This is a genomic window from Micromonospora sp. DT201, assembly GCF_049841575.1.
Taxonomy (GTDB): Bacteria; Actinomycetota; Actinomycetes; order Mycobacteriales; family Micromonosporaceae; genus Micromonospora.
The window spans coordinates 143179-163645 of sequence record NZ_JBNCKP010000007.1 but is presented as its reverse complement, the minus strand read 5'-3'; the positions used below and the strand labels follow the sequence as shown (position 1 = coordinate 163645).

Annotated in this window: 18 protein-coding genes; 5 read left to right on the top strand and 13 right to left on the bottom strand. The window is 69.1% G+C overall.

Translation table 11 applies throughout. The features are described from left to right. Positions 1-194: 194 nt before the first annotated feature. Complete coding sequence (locus tag ACLQ28_RS15205; RefSeq protein WP_425686914.1) at positions 195-1448, bottom strand: glycosyltransferase; 1254 nt, start codon at positions 1446-1448, stop codon at positions 195-197. 310 nt (positions 1449-1758) lie between these two features. On the opposite strand from ACLQ28_RS15205, the gene ACLQ28_RS15200 reads away from it, so the two are divergent. From ACLQ28_RS15200 to sbnB, 3 genes are all read left to right on the top strand, one after another. Next, positions 1759-2775 carry a methyltransferase gene (locus ACLQ28_RS15200; RefSeq protein WP_425686913.1) on the top strand — a complete coding sequence of 339 codons (1017 nt, stop codon included), beginning with the start codon at positions 1759-1761 and terminating at the stop codon, positions 2773-2775. Between the two features lie 108 nt (positions 2776-2883). Continuing rightward, entirely contained in the window at positions 2884-3180 is a 297-nt protein-coding gene (locus ACLQ28_RS15195; RefSeq protein WP_425686912.1) for a helix-turn-helix domain-containing protein, read from the top strand. A 107-nt stretch (positions 3181-3287) separates the two neighbouring features. Beyond that, positions 3288-4352 carry a 2,3-diaminopropionate biosynthesis protein SbnB gene (gene sbnB / locus ACLQ28_RS15190; RefSeq protein ID WP_425686911.1) on the top strand — a complete coding sequence of 355 codons (1065 nt, stop codon included), beginning with the start codon at positions 3288-3290 and terminating at the stop codon, positions 4350-4352. Positions 4353-4431: 79 nt separating this feature from the next. Here sbnB and ACLQ28_RS15185 read toward each other — a convergent pair whose 3' ends face one another. Next, positions 4432-5658 (bottom strand): hypothetical protein, encoded by a 1227-nt coding sequence (locus ACLQ28_RS15185; RefSeq protein ID WP_425686910.1) that lies wholly within the window; start codon positions 5656-5658, stop codon positions 4432-4434. A 480-nt stretch (positions 5659-6138) separates the two neighbouring features. Between ACLQ28_RS15185 and ACLQ28_RS15180 the strand changes: the two genes are divergently transcribed. Further along, positions 6139-6615: a hypothetical protein gene (locus ACLQ28_RS15180; RefSeq protein ID WP_425686909.1), complete on the top strand. Its 477-nt coding sequence runs from the start codon at positions 6139-6141 to the stop codon at positions 6613-6615. Positions 6616-6718: 103 nt separating this feature from the next. Here the strand turns inward: ACLQ28_RS15180 and ACLQ28_RS15175 are convergent, their stop codons facing one another. From ACLQ28_RS15175 to ACLQ28_RS15165, 3 genes are all read right to left on the bottom strand, one after another. Further along, entirely contained in the window at positions 6719-7258 is a 540-nt protein-coding gene (locus ACLQ28_RS15175; protein WP_425686908.1) for a YbaK/EbsC family protein, read from the bottom strand. 102 nt (positions 7259-7360) lie between these two features. Further along, positions 7361-7579, bottom strand: a complete 219-nt coding sequence (locus ACLQ28_RS15170) for an MbtH family protein (protein WP_425686907.1) — start codon at positions 7577-7579, stop codon at positions 7361-7363. A 101-nt stretch (positions 7580-7680) separates the two neighbouring features. Next, positions 7681-8910 (bottom strand): cytochrome P450 family protein, encoded by a 1230-nt coding sequence (locus tag ACLQ28_RS15165; protein ID WP_425686906.1) that lies wholly within the window; start codon positions 8908-8910, stop codon positions 7681-7683. Positions 8911-9068: 158 nt separating this feature from the next. On the opposite strand from ACLQ28_RS15165, the gene ACLQ28_RS15160 reads away from it, so the two are divergent. Beyond that, positions 9069-9851 carry a thioesterase II family protein gene (locus ACLQ28_RS15160; RefSeq protein WP_425686905.1) on the top strand — a complete coding sequence of 261 codons (783 nt, stop codon included), beginning with the start codon at positions 9069-9071 and terminating at the stop codon, positions 9849-9851. Positions 9852-9883: 32 nt separating this feature from the next. On the opposite strand, the gene ACLQ28_RS15155 is transcribed toward ACLQ28_RS15160, so the two are convergent. The 8 genes from ACLQ28_RS15155 to ACLQ28_RS15120 form a co-directional block, all read right to left on the bottom strand. Further along, the gene (locus ACLQ28_RS15155) at positions 9884-12364 is read right to left on the bottom strand and encodes a non-ribosomal peptide synthetase (RefSeq protein WP_425686904.1); all 2481 of its coding nucleotides are present in this window, start codon (positions 12362-12364) and stop codon (positions 9884-9886) included. A gap of 58 nt (positions 12365-12422) precedes the next feature. Next, positions 12423-13697: a cytochrome P450 gene (locus tag ACLQ28_RS15150; protein ID WP_425686903.1), complete on the bottom strand. Its 1275-nt coding sequence runs from the start codon at positions 13695-13697 to the stop codon at positions 12423-12425. Positions 13698-13809: 112 nt separating this feature from the next. Continuing rightward, complete coding sequence (locus ACLQ28_RS15145) at positions 13810-14838, bottom strand: isocitrate/isopropylmalate dehydrogenase family protein (protein ID WP_425686902.1); 1029 nt, start codon at positions 14836-14838, stop codon at positions 13810-13812. 6 nt (positions 14839-14844) lie between these two features. Then, complete coding sequence (locus ACLQ28_RS15140) at positions 14845-16014, bottom strand: pyridoxal phosphate-dependent aminotransferase (RefSeq protein WP_425686901.1); 1170 nt, start codon at positions 16012-16014, stop codon at positions 14845-14847. Further along, complete coding sequence (gene leuD, locus ACLQ28_RS15135; RefSeq protein ID WP_425686900.1) at positions 16011-16646, bottom strand: 3-isopropylmalate dehydratase small subunit; 636 nt, start codon at positions 16644-16646, stop codon at positions 16011-16013. Before leuD ends, ACLQ28_RS15140 begins: the two co-directional genes overlap by 4 nt. Further along, the gene (gene leuC, locus ACLQ28_RS15130) at positions 16634-18070 is read right to left on the bottom strand and encodes a 3-isopropylmalate dehydratase large subunit (RefSeq protein ID WP_425686899.1); all 1437 of its coding nucleotides are present in this window, start codon (positions 18068-18070) and stop codon (positions 16634-16636) included. The genes leuD and leuC overlap by 13 nt, the downstream gene beginning before the upstream one ends. Continuing rightward, the gene (locus ACLQ28_RS15125; protein ID WP_425686898.1) at positions 18070-19239 is read right to left on the bottom strand and encodes a LeuA family protein; all 1170 of its coding nucleotides are present in this window, start codon (positions 19237-19239) and stop codon (positions 18070-18072) included. The genes leuC and ACLQ28_RS15125 overlap by 1 nt, the downstream gene beginning before the upstream one ends. Before the next feature lie 176 nt (positions 19240-19415). After that, the gene (locus ACLQ28_RS15120) at positions 19416-20366 is read right to left on the bottom strand and encodes an ArsR/SmtB family transcription factor (protein WP_425686897.1); all 951 of its coding nucleotides are present in this window, start codon (positions 20364-20366) and stop codon (positions 19416-19418) included. Between the last annotated feature and the right edge of the window lie 101 nt (positions 20367-20467).

Below are 20467 nucleotides of genomic sequence, written 5' to 3'. Positions count from 1 at the left end.
GACGCGCGCTCAACCTTCTCAACTCCGGTGGTCGCGTCGACACCACTCCGACGGACCGGGAAACGAATAGTCGCTAATAGTTCACGACAATGAGAACCGGAGTTCGAAAACTTACTCGCGCGAAGCACTTTTCGTCAATGCAGGTATCTGCATACACGGAATGCGCACACCCTGCAAGGACGCATTGAAAAACTCTATGCGCCGCCTCTTGTCCCGGTCACCTGCTCCAGCACGCGCAGCACGCCGAGGGCACCGTCCTCCTGCGCCAGCCGACCAGCCACGTCGGTCGCGCGACGCCGGTACTCCGGGTTGCCGGTGGCCTCGGTGAGCGCCGCGGCGAGCCGGCTCGCGCTCAACTTCCGGAACGGGATCACGCCCGGCGCGACACCCAGCCGTTCGAGCCGCTGCGCCCAGAACGGCTGGTCCACCATGAACGGCACCGGGACCGTGGGCACCCCAGCGCGCAGGCCGGCACCGGCGGTCCCCGCGCCGGCGTGATGCACCACCGCAGCCATCTGTGGGAACAGCCAGTCGTGCGGCACCTCGGACAGGGTGAGCACGTCGTCGCCGGCAGCTCGCAGGCCAGCCCAGCCGCTGTTCACGACCGCCCGCAGGCCACTGGTGCGCAGTGCGTCGAGGATCAACGCGGACAGCGCGTCGGAGTCCTCGGCGGGCATGCTGCCGAACCCGATGTAGACCGGCGCCGGCCCAGCGGCGATGAAGTCGACAAGCTCGGGGTCGGGCTTGACGTCCGGGTCGTTCGCCGGCCACCAGTAGCCAACCGTGTGGTTCCACTCCGGCCAGTCGGCGGGCTGCGGCACCACGACAGGGCTGTAGCCGTAACAGATCGGCCAGCGCGCCGCATCGACCTGGGCCAGCCAGGCGTCCGGCTTCATGATCGGAAGGCCCAGCTCGGTGCGCAGCTGGTCGACGACCGCCCGGAAGGGCTTCTGTCCCATGCTGCGCAGGGACGTCGCGGCCTTACGGTTGCCCCACCCGCCCAGCGAGCGGGTGGTGACGGTCGGCGGCGCGAACTCCCGCGTCGGGGTCAGTGGCTGCAGGTAGACACCCATGCTCGGCAGACCCAGCCCCTCCGCCACGTGCGCACCGATCCAGCCGGCCGGCGTCAGGAGCACGACGTCCGCCTCCCGCGCCGCCGCGAGCATCGCGTCCGCCATCGGCCGGGCGTGATCGGCCACCACCTTGTTGACCGCGAGCGTCACCTTCAGCGGGCTGGTGGTGCCGCTCGCCGCGAGCCGGGAGGTCATCTCCTCCTGGGTGTCCAGCGGCAGAACCCGGAAACCCAACCCTCGGCTCCGTACCAGTTTCTCGAAGAGGGCATGCGTGGCGAGGGTGACCTCGTGCCCCTCCTCCTGCAAGCGCACGCCCAGCCCGGTGTAGGGCGCGACGTCACCGCGACTGCCAACCGCCATGATCACAATTCGCATCGAAATGCCTCCATCGACTTCCGGACGGACGGCACCTCGGGAGAATGGCCGGGAACAAGGTGCCGGAGTCCGGACTGTACCGTGTGGATCGACGGCTGCGGTCAGCCACCGCAGGTGCGACGCGACACAGATATCTGTCGAGAAATAGGCCAGCAAACACCGCAGTCCTGCCGGCCGCAACATCTCCGACTCGTCCTGTTCAAAACATTCGATGCGCATTTCGTCGGCACGGCAGGGTGCTGGAAGGCTTCGACCCGGACGGGTCTGTCCGTCCTTCGACACGCCCGTCACCGAGCTCCGGGAGACACCGATGACACCGATGACACCCGAGAAGTTGAACTCCGCGGTCTTCGGGCTCTTCGCCACGCATGTGCTGCACCTGGCGGACAAGCACGACGTCTTCGCCCACCTACCGGACGCCGGATCGGCTCCGGCCGAAAAGATCGCTGTGGCGGCCGGCGTCGACGCGGAGACCCTGGAGCGGATGCTTCTGGTGCTGTGCGCGCTGGACATCGTTCTGCGGGAGGACGGCGGGTACCGCCTGCACGCCGGATACCGGCCCTACCTGGACCGGACCAGCCCGCTCTATCTCGGCTCGTTCCTGGAGCACCTCGTCACCAGCACGAGCACGAAAATCGATCGGCTCGACGACTATCTGCGCCTCGGCAAGGTCGAAGCTGACCGGGGTAACCCGGCGCCCTTCGCGGCGATCTACGCAACCGAGGATTCGACCCGGCGGTTCCTCGCTGCCATGTGGAACCTGAGCTTCGACGTGTCGCACGAGTTGGTCAGCCTGGCCGGGTTCCACGGCACCGAGCACATCGTGGACGTCGGCGGCGCGAGCGGCGCCTTCGCCGTTGCGGCCCTGCAGGCCCACCCGGGGCTCACTGTCACGGTCTTCGACCTCCCCGAGGTGGAGCCGTTTCTGGCCGAGACCGCGCGCACGCACGGCCTCGGCGACCGTCTGCGGTTCGCGGCCGGCAACTTCTTCACCGACCCTCTGCCGGCCGCGGACTGCTACAGCTTCGGCTACATCCTGTCCGACTGGACCGACGAGACCTGCGCGAGCCTGCTACGCAATGCCTACGACAGCGGCAGCGCGGGGGCGCGTGTGCTCATCGCCGAGCGACTCTTCGACGAGGACCGCACCGGGCCGCTGCCGACCGCCGTCATGAACCTGTCGATGCACGTGGAAACCGAAGGTCGCCACCGGACCCCAGAGGAGTACGTGCGGCTGCTCGCCGGAGCCGGTTTCCCGCAGGGCCGCGTGCACCGCACCACTCAGGACAAGCATCTCGTCATCGGTGCTCGGCCTGCGACCGACTGATCGCGGGACGATCGGCGACAGCGGCGATAGGGCGGCGATAGGACCAGATCAGTAGATCCTGCAACGCTTGGCAGATAGAACCCAGCGCCGAGTGACGGGACAGATGACATGCACGAGCGCGAGCTTAGAGCCTTCGTCGCCATCGCCAGGGCCGGCCGGATGGACCGCGCCGCCGAGTTCCTGGGCTACTCACAACCCGCCGTCAGCTACCAGATCAAATGTCTGGAACAGCGGCTTGGCACACGTCTGTTCTCGCGGGATCCTGACGGAGCACATCTGACCAAGGCGGGGGCCATGATCCTTCCGTCGGCTTACGCGATTCTCACCCTGTTCGAGGGAATGAAGGGCCTCTCCGTCGACAGGGCTGGGGCCACCGATTCCCGGAAACTCCAGAGAGCCGGCTGAGCCGACCGTAGGCCGCCGCGATCCGGAGTGCCGACCCCACCGTCCGTATTGCGGGTCGTCGGCGGCCACGTGCGACGTCGGCATCCGCGCCGCCAAGGGAGCGACGCATGACATCCGAAGACCGAACGCCATCCTTCTCGGTCATTTCCGGTGCCCAGGTTCATCAGGTTCTGCACGGCCGGGAGAAAGACGTCGTGCGGCTGGTGGAGAATGCCTACCGGCTGCACGGGCAGGGCGAGACGGTCAACCCTCCGTCATACTTCCTGCGATTTCCGGACCGGCCGAGCTCGCGCATCATCGCCCTTCCGGCATCGATCGGCGGTGACTCCCCCGTCGACGGCATCAAGTGGATCAGCAGCTTCCCCGAGAACATCCACGAAGGGCTGCCCCGAGCATCGGCACTGGCTATCCTCAACGATCCGCGTACCGGTTACCCGTACGCCTGTCTCGAGGCGTCGATCGTGAGCGCCACACGGACCGCGGCCTCCGCCGCACTGGCCGCCGACTGGCTGAGCCGTGACCGGCCACGTCCGCGGCGCGTCGGCATCATCGGCGCCGGGCTGATCGCCCGGTACACCCTCAACTACCTCACCGGTGACGGCTGGTCGTTCGACACCATTGGAGTGCACGACCTGGCCGCTGAGCAGGCTGCCAGCTTCGGCTCGTACTGCGCCGACAGCCACCCGGGCAGCGAGGTCGTCACCTACGACACGGCCGAGGAGCTCATCCGCTCCTGTGACCTCATCGTGTTCGCCACCGTGGCGTCCACGCCGCACGTCGACGACCCGACGTGGTTCGCGCACAACCCGATCGTCCTGCACCTGTCGCTGCGCGACCTGGCACCGGAGGTCCTGCTCACGGCGAGCAACATCGTGGACGACGTGGAGCACTGCCTGAAGGCGGCGACGTCACCGCACCTGACCGAGCAGCTCACCGGCGCTCGGGATTTCCTGGACGGCACGCTCTACGACGTCATGGCCGGCGCGGTCCGGCTGCCGTCCGACAAGCCGATCGTCTTCAGCCCGTTCGGCCTGGGCGTGCTGGACCTGGCCGTGAGCCGGCACATCCACGACGAGCTGGCCGCGGCCGGTGAGTTGCGGCCGGTCGAGGACTTCTTCTTCGATCTCAGCCGGCACGCCAACCCGAGCGGGTCGGCGGCGCGCGAGGGCTGAGCGGCCCGGGCGTCGCACGAGCGAGCCCGTCCACGTCAGACGCGACGTGGACGGGCTCTCGTGCCTGGTGGGACGCGTGCTAGCGGTAGGCGAACTCGAGCAGGGCACCCGACGGGTCGTCGGCGGGCGCGGCCGGCAGAGGCAGTTCCTTGCGGACGAAGCGCTTGAGATAGGCCGCGCCCTCCGTTCCGCCGGAGCCCGCGATGTCGGCGAGATAGCGCCGCCCGAACCCGTAGTGCCGCCCGCGCCAGGCGAGCATCGGCCCGTCGACGGCTTCGAGCATCTCCCGCAGGCCCTCGTCGCCGGAGCCGAGAACCGCCGACCGCAGTGACTGCTGGACCCGCACGTCGGATGAGCGCAGGTACGCCAGGTGCGGGAACCGCTCGAAGACCTCGGCCTTACGGGCGTCGTAGCCGTAGAGCACCAGCTCCATCAGGTGGTAGTTCAACGACTGCACCGCGCTCGCCGCGCCGGTCGCCTCCCGGAACACCATGAACATCTCCGGTGACAGCGTCCGCAGCACGTGGAAGATCTCGTTGAACAACCCGGCGTAGACGGTGAGGTGACGCATCCGGCGCATCCCACCGTCCCGGTCACCCGCGACGCCGGCGATCGCCCGGCAGGCCAGCCACCGTACGGCGAAGAAGACCACCTCGCAGGCGTGCACGGCCCGCAGGAAGAGATTTTCGTGATGATCGGCGCTCTGCGGGAAGCCGGTGCACTCCCCCAGCAGGGACATCCGCCACGCGAGGCGACTGTCGTTCCTGGATCGCTCGATGACGTGGGCGGCGTCCACGGTCTCCGACGGGTTCATCGGAAGCTCAAGGACCCGGGCGACCAGCGCACGCAGTCGATCCAGGCGCTCCGGCACGTACTCGGGCGCACTCTCGTGGCCGGCCACCCGCTCCTCCTCGGCGAGCAGCCAGGTGAGCGAGGTGTACAGCGCGAGCACCGCGCCGGTCATCGGATCATGGCGGTGGAAGGAGAGAAACCAGCCGAAGACGTGCAAGTCGGTGTACCGGTAGTACTCCGGGATCGACTCGGTCGAGAACGACCGGGTCAGTAGCCGGAGCAGTGCGTTCTCGACGGCGGGCGGACCACAGCTGGCCACCCGGTACGTCTCGGCCAGCTCCGCACGCTGCTCGCCGGTCAAGGCCTCGCGACCCGCGGCGCACTGGAGGTCGACGATGCGCAGGCAGCTCGGCGGGAGCTGGAAGTCGTCGGGCAAGCTCAGGCGTCGCGGGCTCGGTGCTTGCTGGACAGATGATGTGCCTGACATGGCGTACGCCTCTCCTTCATGAACCATGATCGGAAGGCTGTCCTACGACCGGACGGACTATCGGCGCCTGTCGCACCACGGTCCTCGCCGAACTGTCGGTTTGTCGTCGGTGAATCGCCGGCGGGAAAGCCGGGGACAACTATTTGGATCATGCCATCGCCCAGCCTGCGTTTATACGCTGGATAGAGAACTTTGCAGAGCAGGTGTGCGCACCCTCCACAACAGATCGAGGTGAGGTATTTCACCCCGACGGGTATCACAGTTCGCCTGCGGTCTGCGGCTCATAGAATGAGCTCATCCTGGGGATGCGACCGCGTCAGATCGGAGACAGACAAGATGCAGAGGCCCGCCGACCCACCAGATCCAAACGAATCCGCAGCCGTCCCGGTCAGGCCGAACGTTCCGCCACCTCCACGATGGGCTCGCATCGCCGGCCACGTCGGCTGGATAGCGCCAATCGTGGGATTCGTCCCGCTTCACATTCCGTGGATCTTCGGAATTCCGGTGATGGCTCACAAGGAGAGCTTCGAAGCCTGGTATCACGGGCGCGGACACGGCTCGGGTTCCTATCCAGAGGCCGGGATTTTCGGGATTCCGGCCGGGGCGATGTATCTGGGCATCCTCCTCGTCCTGGCAGTTCTGGGCGGCATCCTCTCGCTCGGCCTGATTCGCGACTGGGGGCTCGTCTACCCGAGGTGGGTGCCGATCCTGCGTGGCCGCCGGGTGCCGCCGTGGTTCCCGCTGACGCCGGGTGTGCTCGGCTCACTGCTCCTCGTCGGCTATGGGCTCACGCTGCCCGTGCAGATCCCGCGAGGCATCGCGGAGGCCAGCACCGAGGACCCCTTCACCCTCACCGGCGCGCTGATCGGGCTGCCCATCCTGATCATCTGGACGATCGCGCTACCCATCGTCACCTACTCGTACTGGCGTCGTACCCGGACGCCGCGCACGCCGGCCCGGAGCTTCGCCATGGACGGCGCCTGACCGCCGATTCGGACACGACGATGGCCACCACGGATCGTGCCGCGGTGGCCATCGCTGTCGGTCCGTCGTTCCGGCGAGCCGCCGTCACCGGTGCCGCGATCCGTCACTCCGGTGTGGCGATCGGCTGGATGCGCGGACGGCTGAGCCGCACGTAGTCGTCGGTCCGCAATGCCAGTGACCGGTCCAGACGTGCGGCGTTGAAGTAGATGTGCGGGTGCACCAGGAGGCCGGGGTCGACCACCAGGTCGAGATCGGGGTGGAAGGAGAACGGCAGGACGGCGCCCGAAACCGCCCCGGACAGGCGCTCCGCCGTCTCGGCGGAGGCCAGGGAGGCGGCTCGCGCCCCGTACCGCTGCTGAAGCGTGCGCAGGCAGACACGGCGGTCCCCGGGCACCACGCCGAGCAGATAGCGCGATGACCGTCGGGTGACCGACAGGCGCACGACCATGCACTTGGCCGCCTGATCGGCGGGGTGCCCGCGCAACCGGCTCGCGGCCACGGTGCCGCCCTCGGGCGGGTGGTCGATGAGCCGGTAGCGGGCGCTGCCGTCACTCAGCAGGCTCATGAGCCTGTGGTAGGTCTGTTCCTCGTCATCGGGAGCATCGAGATCGGTGTTCTCCGACAGCGGTTCCACAATCGCCATGTCGTCTCCACGATGGATTCGGCACCATTGGCAACGCGATCCGCCCCGGCACCTCGTCGTGCGGGCGTCCCGGCCATCAGCGTCGGGCCGGCGACCGCGAGCTCAGGAAGCTGCCGCCTCCATGGCGTCCACCAGGCTCTTGGGCCGCATGTCGGTCCAGTTGGCCTCGACGTAGTCGAGGCAGGCCTGCCGGCTGTCCTTGCCGAAGACGACCGACCAGCCGGCCGGCACGTCCGCGAAGACGGGCCAGAGCGAATGCTGACCCTCTTCATTGACCAGGACAAAGAATTCGGCGTCATTGTCGTCGAACGGGTTGGTCATCACTGCTCCTCATCGAGGCTGCGTGTCGAAAACAACAATAGGAACGGTCGACCCGCCGGTCGACCGGCCATCGAAAACATGAATGACAGGTCGCGGGTGTGTCACAACCGGATCGGAAGGGACTTGAGACCCCGCACGATGTTTCCGTGCCGCCATTCCAGCGACTCCGGCGGGACCGCGAGCCGCATGTCCGGGAAGCGTTTCAGCAGCCGGCGGAACGCCACGTCCGCCTCCATGCGCGCGAGCGGCGCACCGAGGCAGTGGTGGATGCCGTGCCCGAACGCCATGTGCTTGTTCGCCGTCCGGGTGATGTCCAGCCGGTCGGCGCCCGCGAACCGTCCCTCGTCCCAGTTGGCCGAGCCCAGGCACAGCAGCACGACCTCGTCCGCGGGAATCGTCACGTCGCCGATGCGGGTCGCCTCGGCGGTGAAGCGGGTCGTGGCGGTGTGCACCGGGCTGCCGTAGCGCAGGAACTCCTCCACCGCGCCGGGCGTCAGCTCCGGGTTCGCCTTCAGCATCTCGAACTGCTCCCGCTCCTGGAGCAACGCGGCCATGCCGTTGCCGATCAGGTTGACCGTGGTCTCGTATCCGGCCATCAGCAGCAGGAACGCCATCGAGACGCCCTCGGCGTCGGTCAGGCGGTCGCCGTCGTCCGCGGCGGTCATGAGGGACGAGAGCAGGTCGTCGGCGGGGTTCTCCCGCTTGTCGACGACCACCCTCGCCAGGTACGCCGACATCGCCTCGGAGGCTCGCCCGAGCTGGTCGGTCGTGCTGTCACCGGCGATCACGTTGGACCATCCGCGGAAGGACTTGCGGTCGTCCATCGCGACCCCGAGCAGCTCGCAGATCACGGTGATCGGCAGCTGGAAGGCGAAGTCGGTGATCAGGTCGGCCGTCGGGCCGGCGGCCATGCCCTCGATCAACTCGTCGGTCACCTGCTCGACACCGGGACGCAGCTGGGTGACCCGCCGGGCGGTGAACGCCTTGGTCACCAGCTTGCGCAGTCGGGTGTGCACCGGCGGGTCGCTGTTGAGCATGTGGCTGGCGAGTGACTCCGGGAAGGTGTCGTGCCGGCCCCCCTTGCTCAGCTGCAGCTCCAACACCTCGTGCATGCGCCCCGCGTCCTTGCTCAACCGCGGGTCGAGCAACGCGGCGCGCACGTCGGCGTAGCGGCTCACCACCCAGCACCGACCGCCGCCCTCTGGGAACTCGGCGCAGTAGACTGGTTGCTCGGCCCGCATGCGTTCCCAGATCGGATGCGGCTCGCGCAGATAATCACTGGTGAAAATCGCGTACCGGGACAACACGCGCTTGGTCCGGACGTCCGACATGGGTCCGTTCCCCCATCGTTGCGTCAATCAATGCGGCAGCCGGACTCTATGTCGTTCGAGAGGGCCGGAAACCGGCGGATAGAAGACTGCGATACGCGTGCGTCGACGATGCGACGCGGGACGAGAGTGGGTTCTCCGACCTAATTCTGGAGGGCGACATGAGTGACGCCGGCAACATTCTCGTCCGACCGCGCCCGCGTCCGGACGCGACGCGGACCCTGCTGTGCTTCGGTGCCTGCGGCGGCGGCACCTCGGTGTTCCGGCCGTGGGCCGATGCCGTCGACGGGCACACGGAGCTCGCCCTCTACTGCTACCCCGGACGGGAGAACCGGTTCGGCGACCCGTTCGCCACCGACTGGCGCCAGATCGTCGACGAGGCGACCGAGGCAGCGACGAGCCTGGGCGACCGGGAGCTCGTCCTCCTGGGGCACAGCATGGGCGCCTGGGTCGCGTTCGAGGTCGCTCGCCGGCTGGAGAGCGGTGGCGGCCCGGCCCCGGTGGCGGTCGTCGCGTCCGCCTCCGATGCGCCCACCCGCTGGTCGCACATCTGGGACCGGCCGCCGACGCCGGACGACTCGGATGCCGAGTTGCTGGGCTGGATGGAGCGCGTCGGGCAGGTGCCCCGGATCGTGCTGGAGGAGCCGGATCTGGCGGACCTCGCGGTCGAGGTGTTCCGCGCGGACATGGCGATGGCCGACACGTACCGCTACAAGCCCGGCTCGCGGATCACCACGCCCGTCCAGGTCTGGTACGGCGCGGACGACGACGAGGTGGACCGCGAGGCCGCCCTGCGCTGGCGGGAGGTGACCGCGGGCGGCTGTGACGTCACGGAGCTGCCCGGAGGGCACTTCTACACCGGGGAGGTCTGGTCGGGACTGCCCGGCCGGATCCAGGTACCGATCCGGCCGGGAGTCCCCGGCGCGGCTGGGCCCACGTCGTGATCAGGCCCGACCGGGCGGCACCGCGGTCCTGATCAGACGGGCCCGAGGCTGTCGGCCAGTGCGGCGACCGTGCGGTGCCGCAGCACGTCCCGGGGGCCGAAGGTGAGTCCGGCCTTACGTGCCCGGCTCACCACCTGCACACAGCCGATGCTGTTGCCGCCGAGCTGGAAGAAGTTGTCGTCGATGCCGACGTCGGTGACCCCGAGGACCTCCGCGAACAGCCGACACAGTAGGGCGTCGCGTTCGTCGCGCGGTCCACGGCCGTCCGACGAGGAGGGGAACTGCGGGGCCGGCAGCGCCGCCACGTCCAGCTTGCCGTTGACCGCGAGTGGCAGTCGGTCGAGAGGCACGACCGCCGCGGGGAGCATGTAGTCGGGCAGTGTCCGGGCGAGCTGAGCGAGCAGGTCGGTGACCGGGACCTCGGCCCCGGGACGGAGCACCACGTACGCCGCCAGGTATCTGCCCCGGTTGTCGTCACTGCGCACGACGACGGCGACGTCCTCAACCGCCTCCAGATCGCCCAGTGCGGTCTCCACCTCGCCGATCTCCACGCGGAAGCCGCGGATCTTGACCTGGGCGTCGCTGCGCCCGACGAACTCCAGCTCACCCGCGACGTTCCATCGGACAAGGTCGCCGGTGCGGTACATCCGGGTGCCGGAGCGGCCGAAGGGATCGGCCAGGAAACGGTGCGCCGACAGCCCCGGACGGGCCAGGTAGCCGCGGGCCACCTGGGCGCCCGCCACGTACAGCTCGCCGACCATCCCGGCCGGGACCGGCTGCAGCACCTCGTCGAGCACGTAGACCCGGGTGTTCAGGGTCGGCCGGCCGATCGGCGGCGACCCGGCGCCCGGGCGCAGCGGGTCGCTGATCGTGGACACGACTGTCGTCTCCGTGGGGCCGTAGGCGTTCACCATGCGTCGGCCGACCGCCCAGCGTGACGTCGTCTCCGCGGTGCAGGCGTCGCCGCCGACCGCGAGTGCGCGTAGGGAGGGCAGGCCGGTCGCTGGGACGCCGCCGAGCGCCACCGGCGGGATGCCGGCGTAGGTCACCTTCCGGTCGTTGATCACGGTGGCGAGCGCCTCGCCGGCGAGTGGTCCGGGCGGTGGCACCACCAGCACGCCGCCACCGAGCAGTGCGACGCAGATCTCCTGGAAGCTCGCGTCGAAGCTGGGCGACGCGAACTGCAGCACGCGGACGTCGGGGCCGGTCTCCGCGCAGAGACGCTCCCGGGCCGCGACCGAGAAACTCGCCAGCGCGGCGTGCTCGACGACGACGCCCTTCGGCGTACCGGTGGAGCCCGAGGTGTAGATGACGTAGGCGGCGTCGTGGAGGTGCAGCGGGCGGCGCCGCTCGACGTCGGTCACGTCGTGCGCGGGCTCGGCCGCCACCGCGGCCTGTACGGCACTGTCGTCGAGGACGACGACCGGGATCTCGGTCTCCGGCAGTCGCCCGACCAGGTCGGTGCTCGTCACGATCAGCACCGGCCGGGCGTCGCCGAGGGCGAAGGCGATCCGCTGCGCCGGATAGCCCGCGTCGATCGGCAGGTACGCCGCGCCAGACTGCATGATGGCGAGCATGGCCACCAGGCTGTCCAGCGAGCGGGGCAGCACCACGGCCACCAGGTCGTCCGGGCCCGCGCCGCGTGCGACGAGGTGCCGAGCGGTCTGGTTCACCCGTTCACCCAGCTGGGCGTACGTCAACGTGGACTCGCCCAGGTCGACGGCCACGCCGCCAGGGTTGTGGGCGACCTGTTCGGCGAACAGGGCGGGGAACGCCGCCTGGTCGACGTCCCGCTCCGTGTCGTTGTAACGGCGCAGCAGCAGATCGCGTTCCTCGTCGCCGAGCAGGCTGATCGACGCCACCAGTCCGTCCGGACGGAATGCGAGCGCAGAGAGGACCCGCACGAGCTGAGCGGCCGTGGTCGACGTGGTGGTGGTGCCACCGCCCGTTCCCGCGCGGTGGTGCAGGATCACCTCGCTGTGCGCGTACTGCCAGTTCATGGTGACCGCGAGGGCCGCGTGGCGAGCCACCTCGGCCACGGCGAAGGGGTGCGCGACGATCGTGTCGAACGGCCGGTCGGGCGCGCCCAGCTCGGTCGCCGGCACGAGGTGCTCGCCGTCCGCCAGCACGGCGGAGTGCAGGCCCGTCACGATGTCGAGCAGCCGATCGGTGGGCCGCACCCCGAGCCGCACGGGCAACGCCCCGTCGAGCGGCCCACGGGACACCACGCCAAAGACCACGTCGTCGCGCGAGGTCAACCTCGTGAGCAGGAGCGCCCACGCGGCGTGTAACCACGCCACCGGCGGAAGGCCGTGCCGGAAGGCGAGTTCGGTGATCGCCTCGACCACCGGGTGCGGGACGGAGACCCGCACGACGGTCACCGCCTCCTGGCCGCTGTCCGGCGACGGCGGCACCAGCAGGGTGGGACCAACCACCCCGGACAGCGCGGCCTGTCCGGCAGCCCGGACTCCCGTCCGGGCAGAGGCTGCCCGCGTTTTCGTGACCGAGCCCATGTCGTTATTGCTCCTCTACGTGTGGTCGCCGACCCATCGGACCTGGGCCGGCGCAGGGTCAGTCGTCGGCCCGGCGCAGGGCCGCGAGCCCGGCCACGTCCGGCGTGAACCGCACGGGAAGGCTGCTGAACCCGGACAACAGGGTGGATCGGATCGGGTTGGGTGTGCCCGTCAGCTCGACCTGGACGACGGCGGCACGCAGGCTTTCGAACATCGCCGCGATCTCCATCCGGCCGAGGTAGGCGCCGAGGCAGAAGTGCGGCCCGAAGCCGAAGGCGACGTGTCGGTTGGGCGTACGGGCCAGGTCGAACACCTCGGGCGCCGGGAACACCGCCTCGTCCAGGTTGGCCGACGCGTTCCAGAGCGTGACGATGTCGCCCTTCGCGATGGGTTGCCCGCCGATGACGGTGTCCACGGCGGCACGCCGGCCGAAGTGCATCGTCGGCGCGACGTAGCGCAGCAACTCCTCGACCGCGGACTCGATGGTGACGCGGCCCTCGCGCAGTGCGGCCCACTGGTCGGGGTGGTCGACGAGGGTGCGGAGGCCACCGATGGTGGTCAGCCGGCTGGTCTCGTCGCCAGCCACGATGAGCCCGTAACCGTTGAGGATGACCTCCTCGTCGGTGAGCGGGGCGCCGTCGACCTCGGCGGTCGCCAGCAGGCTCAGCGCATCGTCCCCGGGGTGACGCCGTTTGTGCTCCGCCAGTTCGGCGAAGTACAGCAGGATCTCGTTGCGCGCCTCCCACGCGTCGTCGGCGCTCTGCTGGTCGTCGTCGGCGCTGAGCACCGCCTTGGTGAGGGCGAGCATGCGGTCGTGGTCCTCGGCCGGAATGCCGAGCAGGTCGCAGATGGTGGCGATCGGGATACGGTCGGCCACCTCGTGCGCGAAGTCGACCTCCTCCGCCGCGACGGCCCGCGCCACGAGCCGCCGTGTGCGCTGCCGGACGAGGTCGACCACCGGCTGTAGCCGTCGCGGGGTGAACGCTTTCAGCAGCAGCGTCCGCAGGGCGCGGTGCCGGGCACCATCGGTGACCGCGAGCAGCTTGCCGGCCGCAGAGTCTCCGCCGTACAGCAGCGTGTCGATCACGTTCCCGGATTCAGAGACGAACGACTGGTTGTCCTTGTACGCCGCCACGACGTCGGCATAGCGGCTGACGACCCAGAACTCCGGCTTGCCACCCTTCCCGGGATGCCGGTGCACCGGGCTGTGCGTGCGGAACCGCCGCCACAGCTCCGGAAGGTCGTTGTCGAGGAACGTAGCCGGGTCGGTGAGATCCACCGCGTCCAGATCGGCTGCGACGGTGTCGACGGGGACGGGGGACACAACGGTCATCGATTACTCCGTTCCGGTCAGCGGCGCGATCCGGCCACTGCCGCGCCGGTTCACTGAACAGCGCGTCAGCGCGCAGGCACAAGGATGATTCGAATCCTTGGTGACACGGCCGTCACCGCACCGCATCCAGCACCGCGGCCCCCACCTCCTTCGTGGTCAACGTGCCGCCGAGGTCGGGGGTGCACTCTCCGTTGACGACCGTCGAGTGGACCGCCGCCTCCAGGGCGCCTGCCGCCTCCGGAAGGTTGATCCGGGCAAGCATTAGGGCTGCGCTGAGGATCGCCGCGATCGGGTTGGCCGCTCCGGTGCCCGCGATGTCGGGCGCACTGCCGTGTACGGGTTCGTACAGCCCGTAGCCCGTCGCGGGGTTGATGTTCGCCGAGGCTGCGGTGCCGATTCCGCCGGCGATTTCGGCAGCCAGGTCGCTGAGAATGTCGCCGTACGAGTTGTTGGTCACGATGACGTCGAACGACGCCGGCTCGGAGACGAGCTTCATCGCCGCCACGTCGACATAGAGGTGACGGACGGAAACCTCGGGATGCCGCTCGCGTGCCTCCTTCCAGCACCGTTGCCACAGCCCGCCGCCGTACCGCACCGCGTTCGACTTGTCGACCAGGCAGACACCACGGCGGGCGATCGAGAAGGCGTAGTCGATGACCCGGCTGATGCCGTAGTGGGTGTTCACCTCGGTGTCGACAGCGATTGCCTGCGCGTCGCCCGGACGCAGGGCACCGCCGATGCCGACGTACAGGCCCTCGGTGTTCTCGCGCACGATCACGCAGTCGATGTTGCGTGCCTTCGCGTCCCGCAGCGGGCTCAGGCGGCTGTCGAAGAGCCTGGCCGGGCGGTGGTTGACGTACAGGTCGAGTTCGAACCGTAGGCGCAGGAGCACGCCGCGGGCGTATTCCGACGACGTGACTCGCGGGTCCCCGACGGCGCCGAGCAGTGTTGATCTGCTCTCCGCGACGCGACGAAAATCCCGGTCGGACAGCGCTACGCCGGTCGCGAGGAAGTGGTCGGCGTTCACGTGGCTCAGCACGTCGAAGTCGAGACCGAGGCGCATGCCGTCCAGAACGGCGACGGCTTGCTCGGTGACCTCGGGGCCGATCCCGTCGCCCGGAATGACGGTAATTACGGTCATGCTCCCTCAGCTTTCCCGTTCCAGGGTTGACAGGTTCTGCCCGGCAGCCTGTAGCGTCTCCATCGACCGGTTGAAGGCGATGCGGACGAAATTTCGGCCGCGTTCCGCGGCGGAGAAGAACGGTGTCGCCGGGACCAGCAGCACTGCGTGCTGCTCGAGCACGCGCCGGACGAAGCGGTGGCAGTCCTCGTCGGTCACCTTGCTGATGTCGCTGAACAGGAAGCAGCCACCGTCCGGCCGACGGATCTCGAAGTCCAGGTCGGAGAAGATCTGCATCGCGAGGTCGCGACGTTCGGCCAGCGCGCCGGCTGGACGCCACCACTCCGCCGCGACGACGCCGGCACGCCCCGCCGCGTACTGCAGCGGCGCGGCTGTGCCGCTCGTGGTCACCTCGTGCAGGCGCCGCATGACCGTCGAGCGCTCCGCGCTGGCCCGCAGGTAGCCGAGGCGCCAGCCACTGATCGCCAGGCTCTTCGACAGCGATCCGACGACGATGCTGCGCTCCCGCAGCCGCGGGAGGTCCGACACCGAGAGGTGCACCTGGTCGTCGAAGACGAGATGGGAGTACACCTCGTCGGAGATCACCGTGACGTCCCACTTCTCGGCGAGTTCGGCGATGAGTTCGAGCTCGTCCAACGTGAGCATTCGGCCGGTCGGGTTGCTCGGGGTGTTGAGCAGGATGGCGCGCGTCCGTGGGCCGAACGCCTGCGCCAGTTCGTCCGGGTCGAAGTCCCACCGCGGCGGGCGCTGCTGCACGAAGCGCGGCACGCCGCCGGCGAGCGCGATGGCGCTGAGGAAGTTCTCGTAGAACGGCTCCATCAGGATGACTTCGTCGCCTGGGTCGATCGAGCCCAGCAGCGCGATGCACAGCGCCTCGGTGCCGCCGACGGTGATGGTGAGTTCGGTGTCCGGGTTGGGCGGGGTGTTGAGCGACTTGGCGATCTCCTGTCGCAGGTTCACCTCGCCGATCGGCGCCTCATACTGGTTGTACCCGCCGCGCAACGCGGCGACCGCCTCGTCGACGAGAGACACCGGTGTGTCCGGGAAGCTCGGCGTGCCGACCGCGAGGTTGATCGCGCTCCGATTGCGGGCCAGAACGAACAGCTCCGCGAGGCTGCTGCCGCGCAGCTGCGCCGCGCGGGCGGAGACCACGCTCCGGCGGGCCGGGGCGCTCACCGGAACTCACCCGAGACGAGCAGCTCGCCGGTGGAGATCTCGCCCCGACGCAGTGTGGGCAGCCAGTGGCGGCGCCGTGACTCGTACTCGCCGATGAGCTCGTCGCGCCCCAGCGTGACGGCGATCTCGTCCATCCCGTTGAGCAGCAGCCACTGGGCGCGGTCGTCCACCGGGAAGGTCCAGGAATCCCCGTCGGCCCGCACCCGGCAATCGGTCAGGTCGACCTCGATCTCGAAGCCGGGGTCTCGCTCGGCGCACCGGGCCAGACGTTCCACCGTCTCCTCGTCGAGGGTGACCGCCAGTAGCCCGTTCTTGAACGCGTTGCGGAAGAAGATGTCCCCGAAGCTGGTCGCGACGACCACGGTGAAGCCGAAGTCCCGCAGCGCCCAGACGGCGTGCTCGCGTGAGCTGCCGGTGCCGAAGTTGTGGCCGCCGATCAGGACGCTCGCGCCGGCGTGCTCCGGGCGGGTCAGCACGAAGTTCGGGTCGTCGCGCCAGTGCGCGAAGAGGGTGTCGGCGTAACCGCTCTTGGTCAGGCGCTTGCAGAACTCCGCCGGGATGATCTGGTCGGTGTCCACGTCGCTGCGGCGCAATGCCGCGGCACGACCGACATGTGTCTTCAGTGCTTGCACGGCTGATTCTCCTGGAGGTCACTGGGTGCGGTGAGCCGGCCGGTCACGGCCGTGGCGGCGGCGACGACGGGCGACACCAGATGGGTACGCGCGGTCTTGCCCTGCCGACCCTCGTAGTTCCGGTTCGAGGTGGAGGCGACCCGCTCGGTGCCTTGCAGACGGTCGGTGTTCATGCCCATGCACATCGAGCAGCCGGACAGGCGCCACTCCGCACCGGCGGCGCGGAACACCTCGTCCAGGCCCTCCTCCTCGGCCTGGCGCCGGACGTCCATCGAGCCCGGCACCACGAGCATCCGCACGTCCGCGCTGATCCGCCTGCCCCGCAGCACGTCGGCCGCGTCGCGCAGGTCCTCGATCCTGCCGTTGGTGCAGGAGCCGAGGAAGACGGTGTCGATCCGGAGGTCCTGCATGGGGGTACCGGGCGACAGGTCCATGTACTGCAACGCACGCTCGGCGGCGGCCCGCTGCTGCGGGTCCGCGAAGGAGTCCGGCCGCGGCACGACCGAGCCGAGCGGCACGGCCTGACCCGGGTTCGTGCCCCAGGTGACGAACGGCCGGAGTTCGGTGACGTCCAGTGACACCTCGCTGTCGAAGACGGCGTCGTCGTCGCTGCGCAGCGTCTCCCAGAAGGCGAGCGCCTCCGCGAGATCGGTGCCGGCCGGAGCGCCACGGCGGCCGTTCAGATAGTCGAATGTGTGCTGGTCCGGCGCGATCAGCCCAGCGCGGGCGCCGGCCTCGATGCTCATGTTGCAGATCGTCATCCGGCCCTCCATGGAGAGCGCCTCGATGGCCGGACCGCGGTACTCGATGACGTGTCCGTGGGCACCGTTCGCACCGAGGTGCGCGATGAGGGCGAGAATCAGGTCCTTCGGCGTCACGTCCGCGGGCGGCAGCCCGACGAAGTTGACGGCCATGGTCTTCGGTAGCGGGATCTCCAGCGTCTGGGTGGCCAGGACGTGCTCGACATCGCTGGTGCCGACACCGAAGGCCAGCGCGCCGAACGCGCCGTGTGTGGACGTGTGGCTGTCCCCGCAGATGACGGTCATGCCGGGGTGGATCAGGCCCAGTTCCGGCGCGACCACGTGGACGATGCCCTGTCGGGCCTCACCGTGGCGCAGGTGCTCGATCCCGTGCGTCGCACAGTTGACCCGCAGCTGCTCCACCTGTGCCCGACCCATGGTGTCCCGGATGAACAGGGTGTCGGTCGGGACGTTGTGGTCCTCCAGGGCCAGGGTCAGGTCGGGACGGCGTACCTTGCGGCCGGTCAGGCGCAGGCCGTCGAACGCCTGGGGCGAGCTGGCCTCGTGCACGAGGTGCAGATCGACGTAGATCAGGTCCCGACCGTCGGGTGTGTGGTAGACGACGTGGTCAGCCCACACCTTCTCGGCAAGCGTCCGCGGCTGCGCCACGCTCGTGCCCGCCATCAGGCGGCCACCATGGCGGCCAGGCGGGACCGCAGGACGGTACGCACCTCGGCGCGGTCGACGCAGTCGCTGGCGGTCCGATTGACCACGTACTCCTCGTAGACGTCGTTGAGCAGGGCCTCGTCGACCGGCGCCCCGAGGTCGGCGAACATGTGCCGGATGACGTTGCGCCCGGAGTGCCGACCGATGAGGATGACCCGTTCCCGGCCGAACCTGTCCGGCTCGGCGAACTCGTACGTGATCGGGTTGCGCAGCATGCCGGCCTGGTGGATGCCGGCCTGCGTGGCGAACGCGTTCGTGCCGAAGATGGCCTTGTTGCGCGGCGCCTCCAGCCCGACGGTCCGGCAGAGCAGCTGGAACGCCGCGAAGAGCTGCTCGGTGCGCAGCGACGTGGTCACGCCGAGCTGCTCGCCCTTGTACGCCAGAACGGCGGCGAGCTCCTCCAGCGGGGTGTTGCCGGCACGCTCGCCGATGCCCGCGAGGGTGGCCTGCACCTCGTCCGCGCCGGCCTCGATGCCCGCGAGCGCGTTCGCCAGTGAGAGCCCGAAGTCGTGGTGGCAGTGGGTGGACAGGATCACGTCGTCCGGGATCCACGAGCGGACCCGGCCGATGAGTGCCCCGAACTCCGCGGGCAGCATGCAACCGACGGTGTCGGCCAGCACGAGGGTGCCCGCGCCTCCGGCCAGGGCCAGGTCGATGAGGGGACGCAGCAGGTCGTCGGTGCCGCGGCTGGCATCCTCGATGCCGAGGGAGATGTCCGTGAAGCCCAGCTTTCGCGCGTGCCGGAAGCTCTCCCGGACCTCGTCGAGGCCCTCCTGGCGGGTCAGGCCACGCTTGTGCTCCAGGTGGACGTCGCTGCCGGTGACCATGATCTGGATCTGGTGGTTCTCGACGCCGCCGGCCTCGGCCGCCGCGTCGATGTCGTCGATCGTAGCGCGGTTGAGCGTCGACACCTTGGCGGTGGTCAGCGCCTGGGCGATCAGCTGAGTGGCCTTGAAATCGCTCGGTGAGGAACTCGGGAAACCGGCCTCGATGGTGTCGACGCCGAGTGCCTCGATTGACAGCGCCAATTCCACTTTCTGCTCCGGCGTCATCGCGTTTCCGGGAGCTTGCTCACCGTCGCGGAGGGTCGAGTCGAAAACCCGCAGGCGCCGTGTCGTTGCACTCATCTCTACTCCGTTCCTCGTGGGATCACTCTCAATCCCCGCACTCCGCATGTCCGTGCGGTACAGGGAGCAGATCCGTCTTAAACAGCCTCTGCACGAGGTCGTTGTCACGCAACGATTTTCAGCGGAGCCTGAAAAGACAAAGAATCGAAATCGGCAGTCGAGGGAGCGTGGTACGCCTACCTGTGCACAATCTCGGATTGGGGCAGCGAAGCGGGGCGGCTCGCCGCGTCACCGTCGAGGTGCAGGCCGAGCACCACGGCCGTGCCGAGTCTGGTCAGGGTGTGCAGCACCGTCTTGCGGTCCCGGCGTGAGGTGATCAGGCCCGCGTCGCGCAGGACGGCGGTGTGCTGGCTCACCCCGGCCGGGGAGATGCTGAGCCGCTCGGCGAGTTCCCCGTTGGTGTGGCTGTCGGTGAGCACACGCAGCAAGCCGGCCCTGGTGCGTCCGAGCAGCGCCTCCAACGTCTGGTCGCCCTCCTCGACACCGTGCCAGAGCATGAGGGCGGCGCGCCGGTCGGGCGGCACCGGAAAGACCAGGACCGGCGGCTCGCCCGGCAGGTCGGTGTCGACGAGCACGCAGCAACGCGGGGGCAGGAACAGCGACGGGGCGAGGGCGAGGCCACGGCCGTCGAGGTAGACGTCGCCGGAGCGTTCCAGCGGGAGTTCCAGCATCGGGGCGCTCCACCGCGCACCGGCGTGGACCATGCCGAGGAGTCGCTCGATGCCTCCGGTGACGAGCATGCGCCCGTGCGCGTCGCGCTCGGACTCGAGGTACCGGCGTGCCCTCCCCCAGTACGGCACGACGGCGATCCGGCAGAAGTCCTGCACCGCGGAGGCGACGGCCGTCCGGGTCAGGCCCGTGGCGCGCAGACGCTCGTCGTCGACGCCGGACGGCCGCCGCAGCAGCCACAGCAGGTCGGGGATGGGACGGAATCTCTGCCGCAGAAGCGACGTCGTGGCCGTCCCGGACCGGCCGGCAGCGAAGACGCGGTGCCGCCAGTCCTGGTACACCACACTGCTGGGACGGGCCAGCAGATCGAGCGCGAAAACGCTTTCCGCAAGCGGACCAAGGGTGGTCGTCAGCCGAATCCGGCTCAGGTCTTCCGCGGCAAAATAGATTCTCGCCACGATTCCCCCATCGCAGCCGACAAATGTCGGCAGTCGAGCGGGGCACCGGCGCTCATTGCGCCGGTGTCCCGCCTGGCGGGTGGTTCCGACTCTACCGAGAA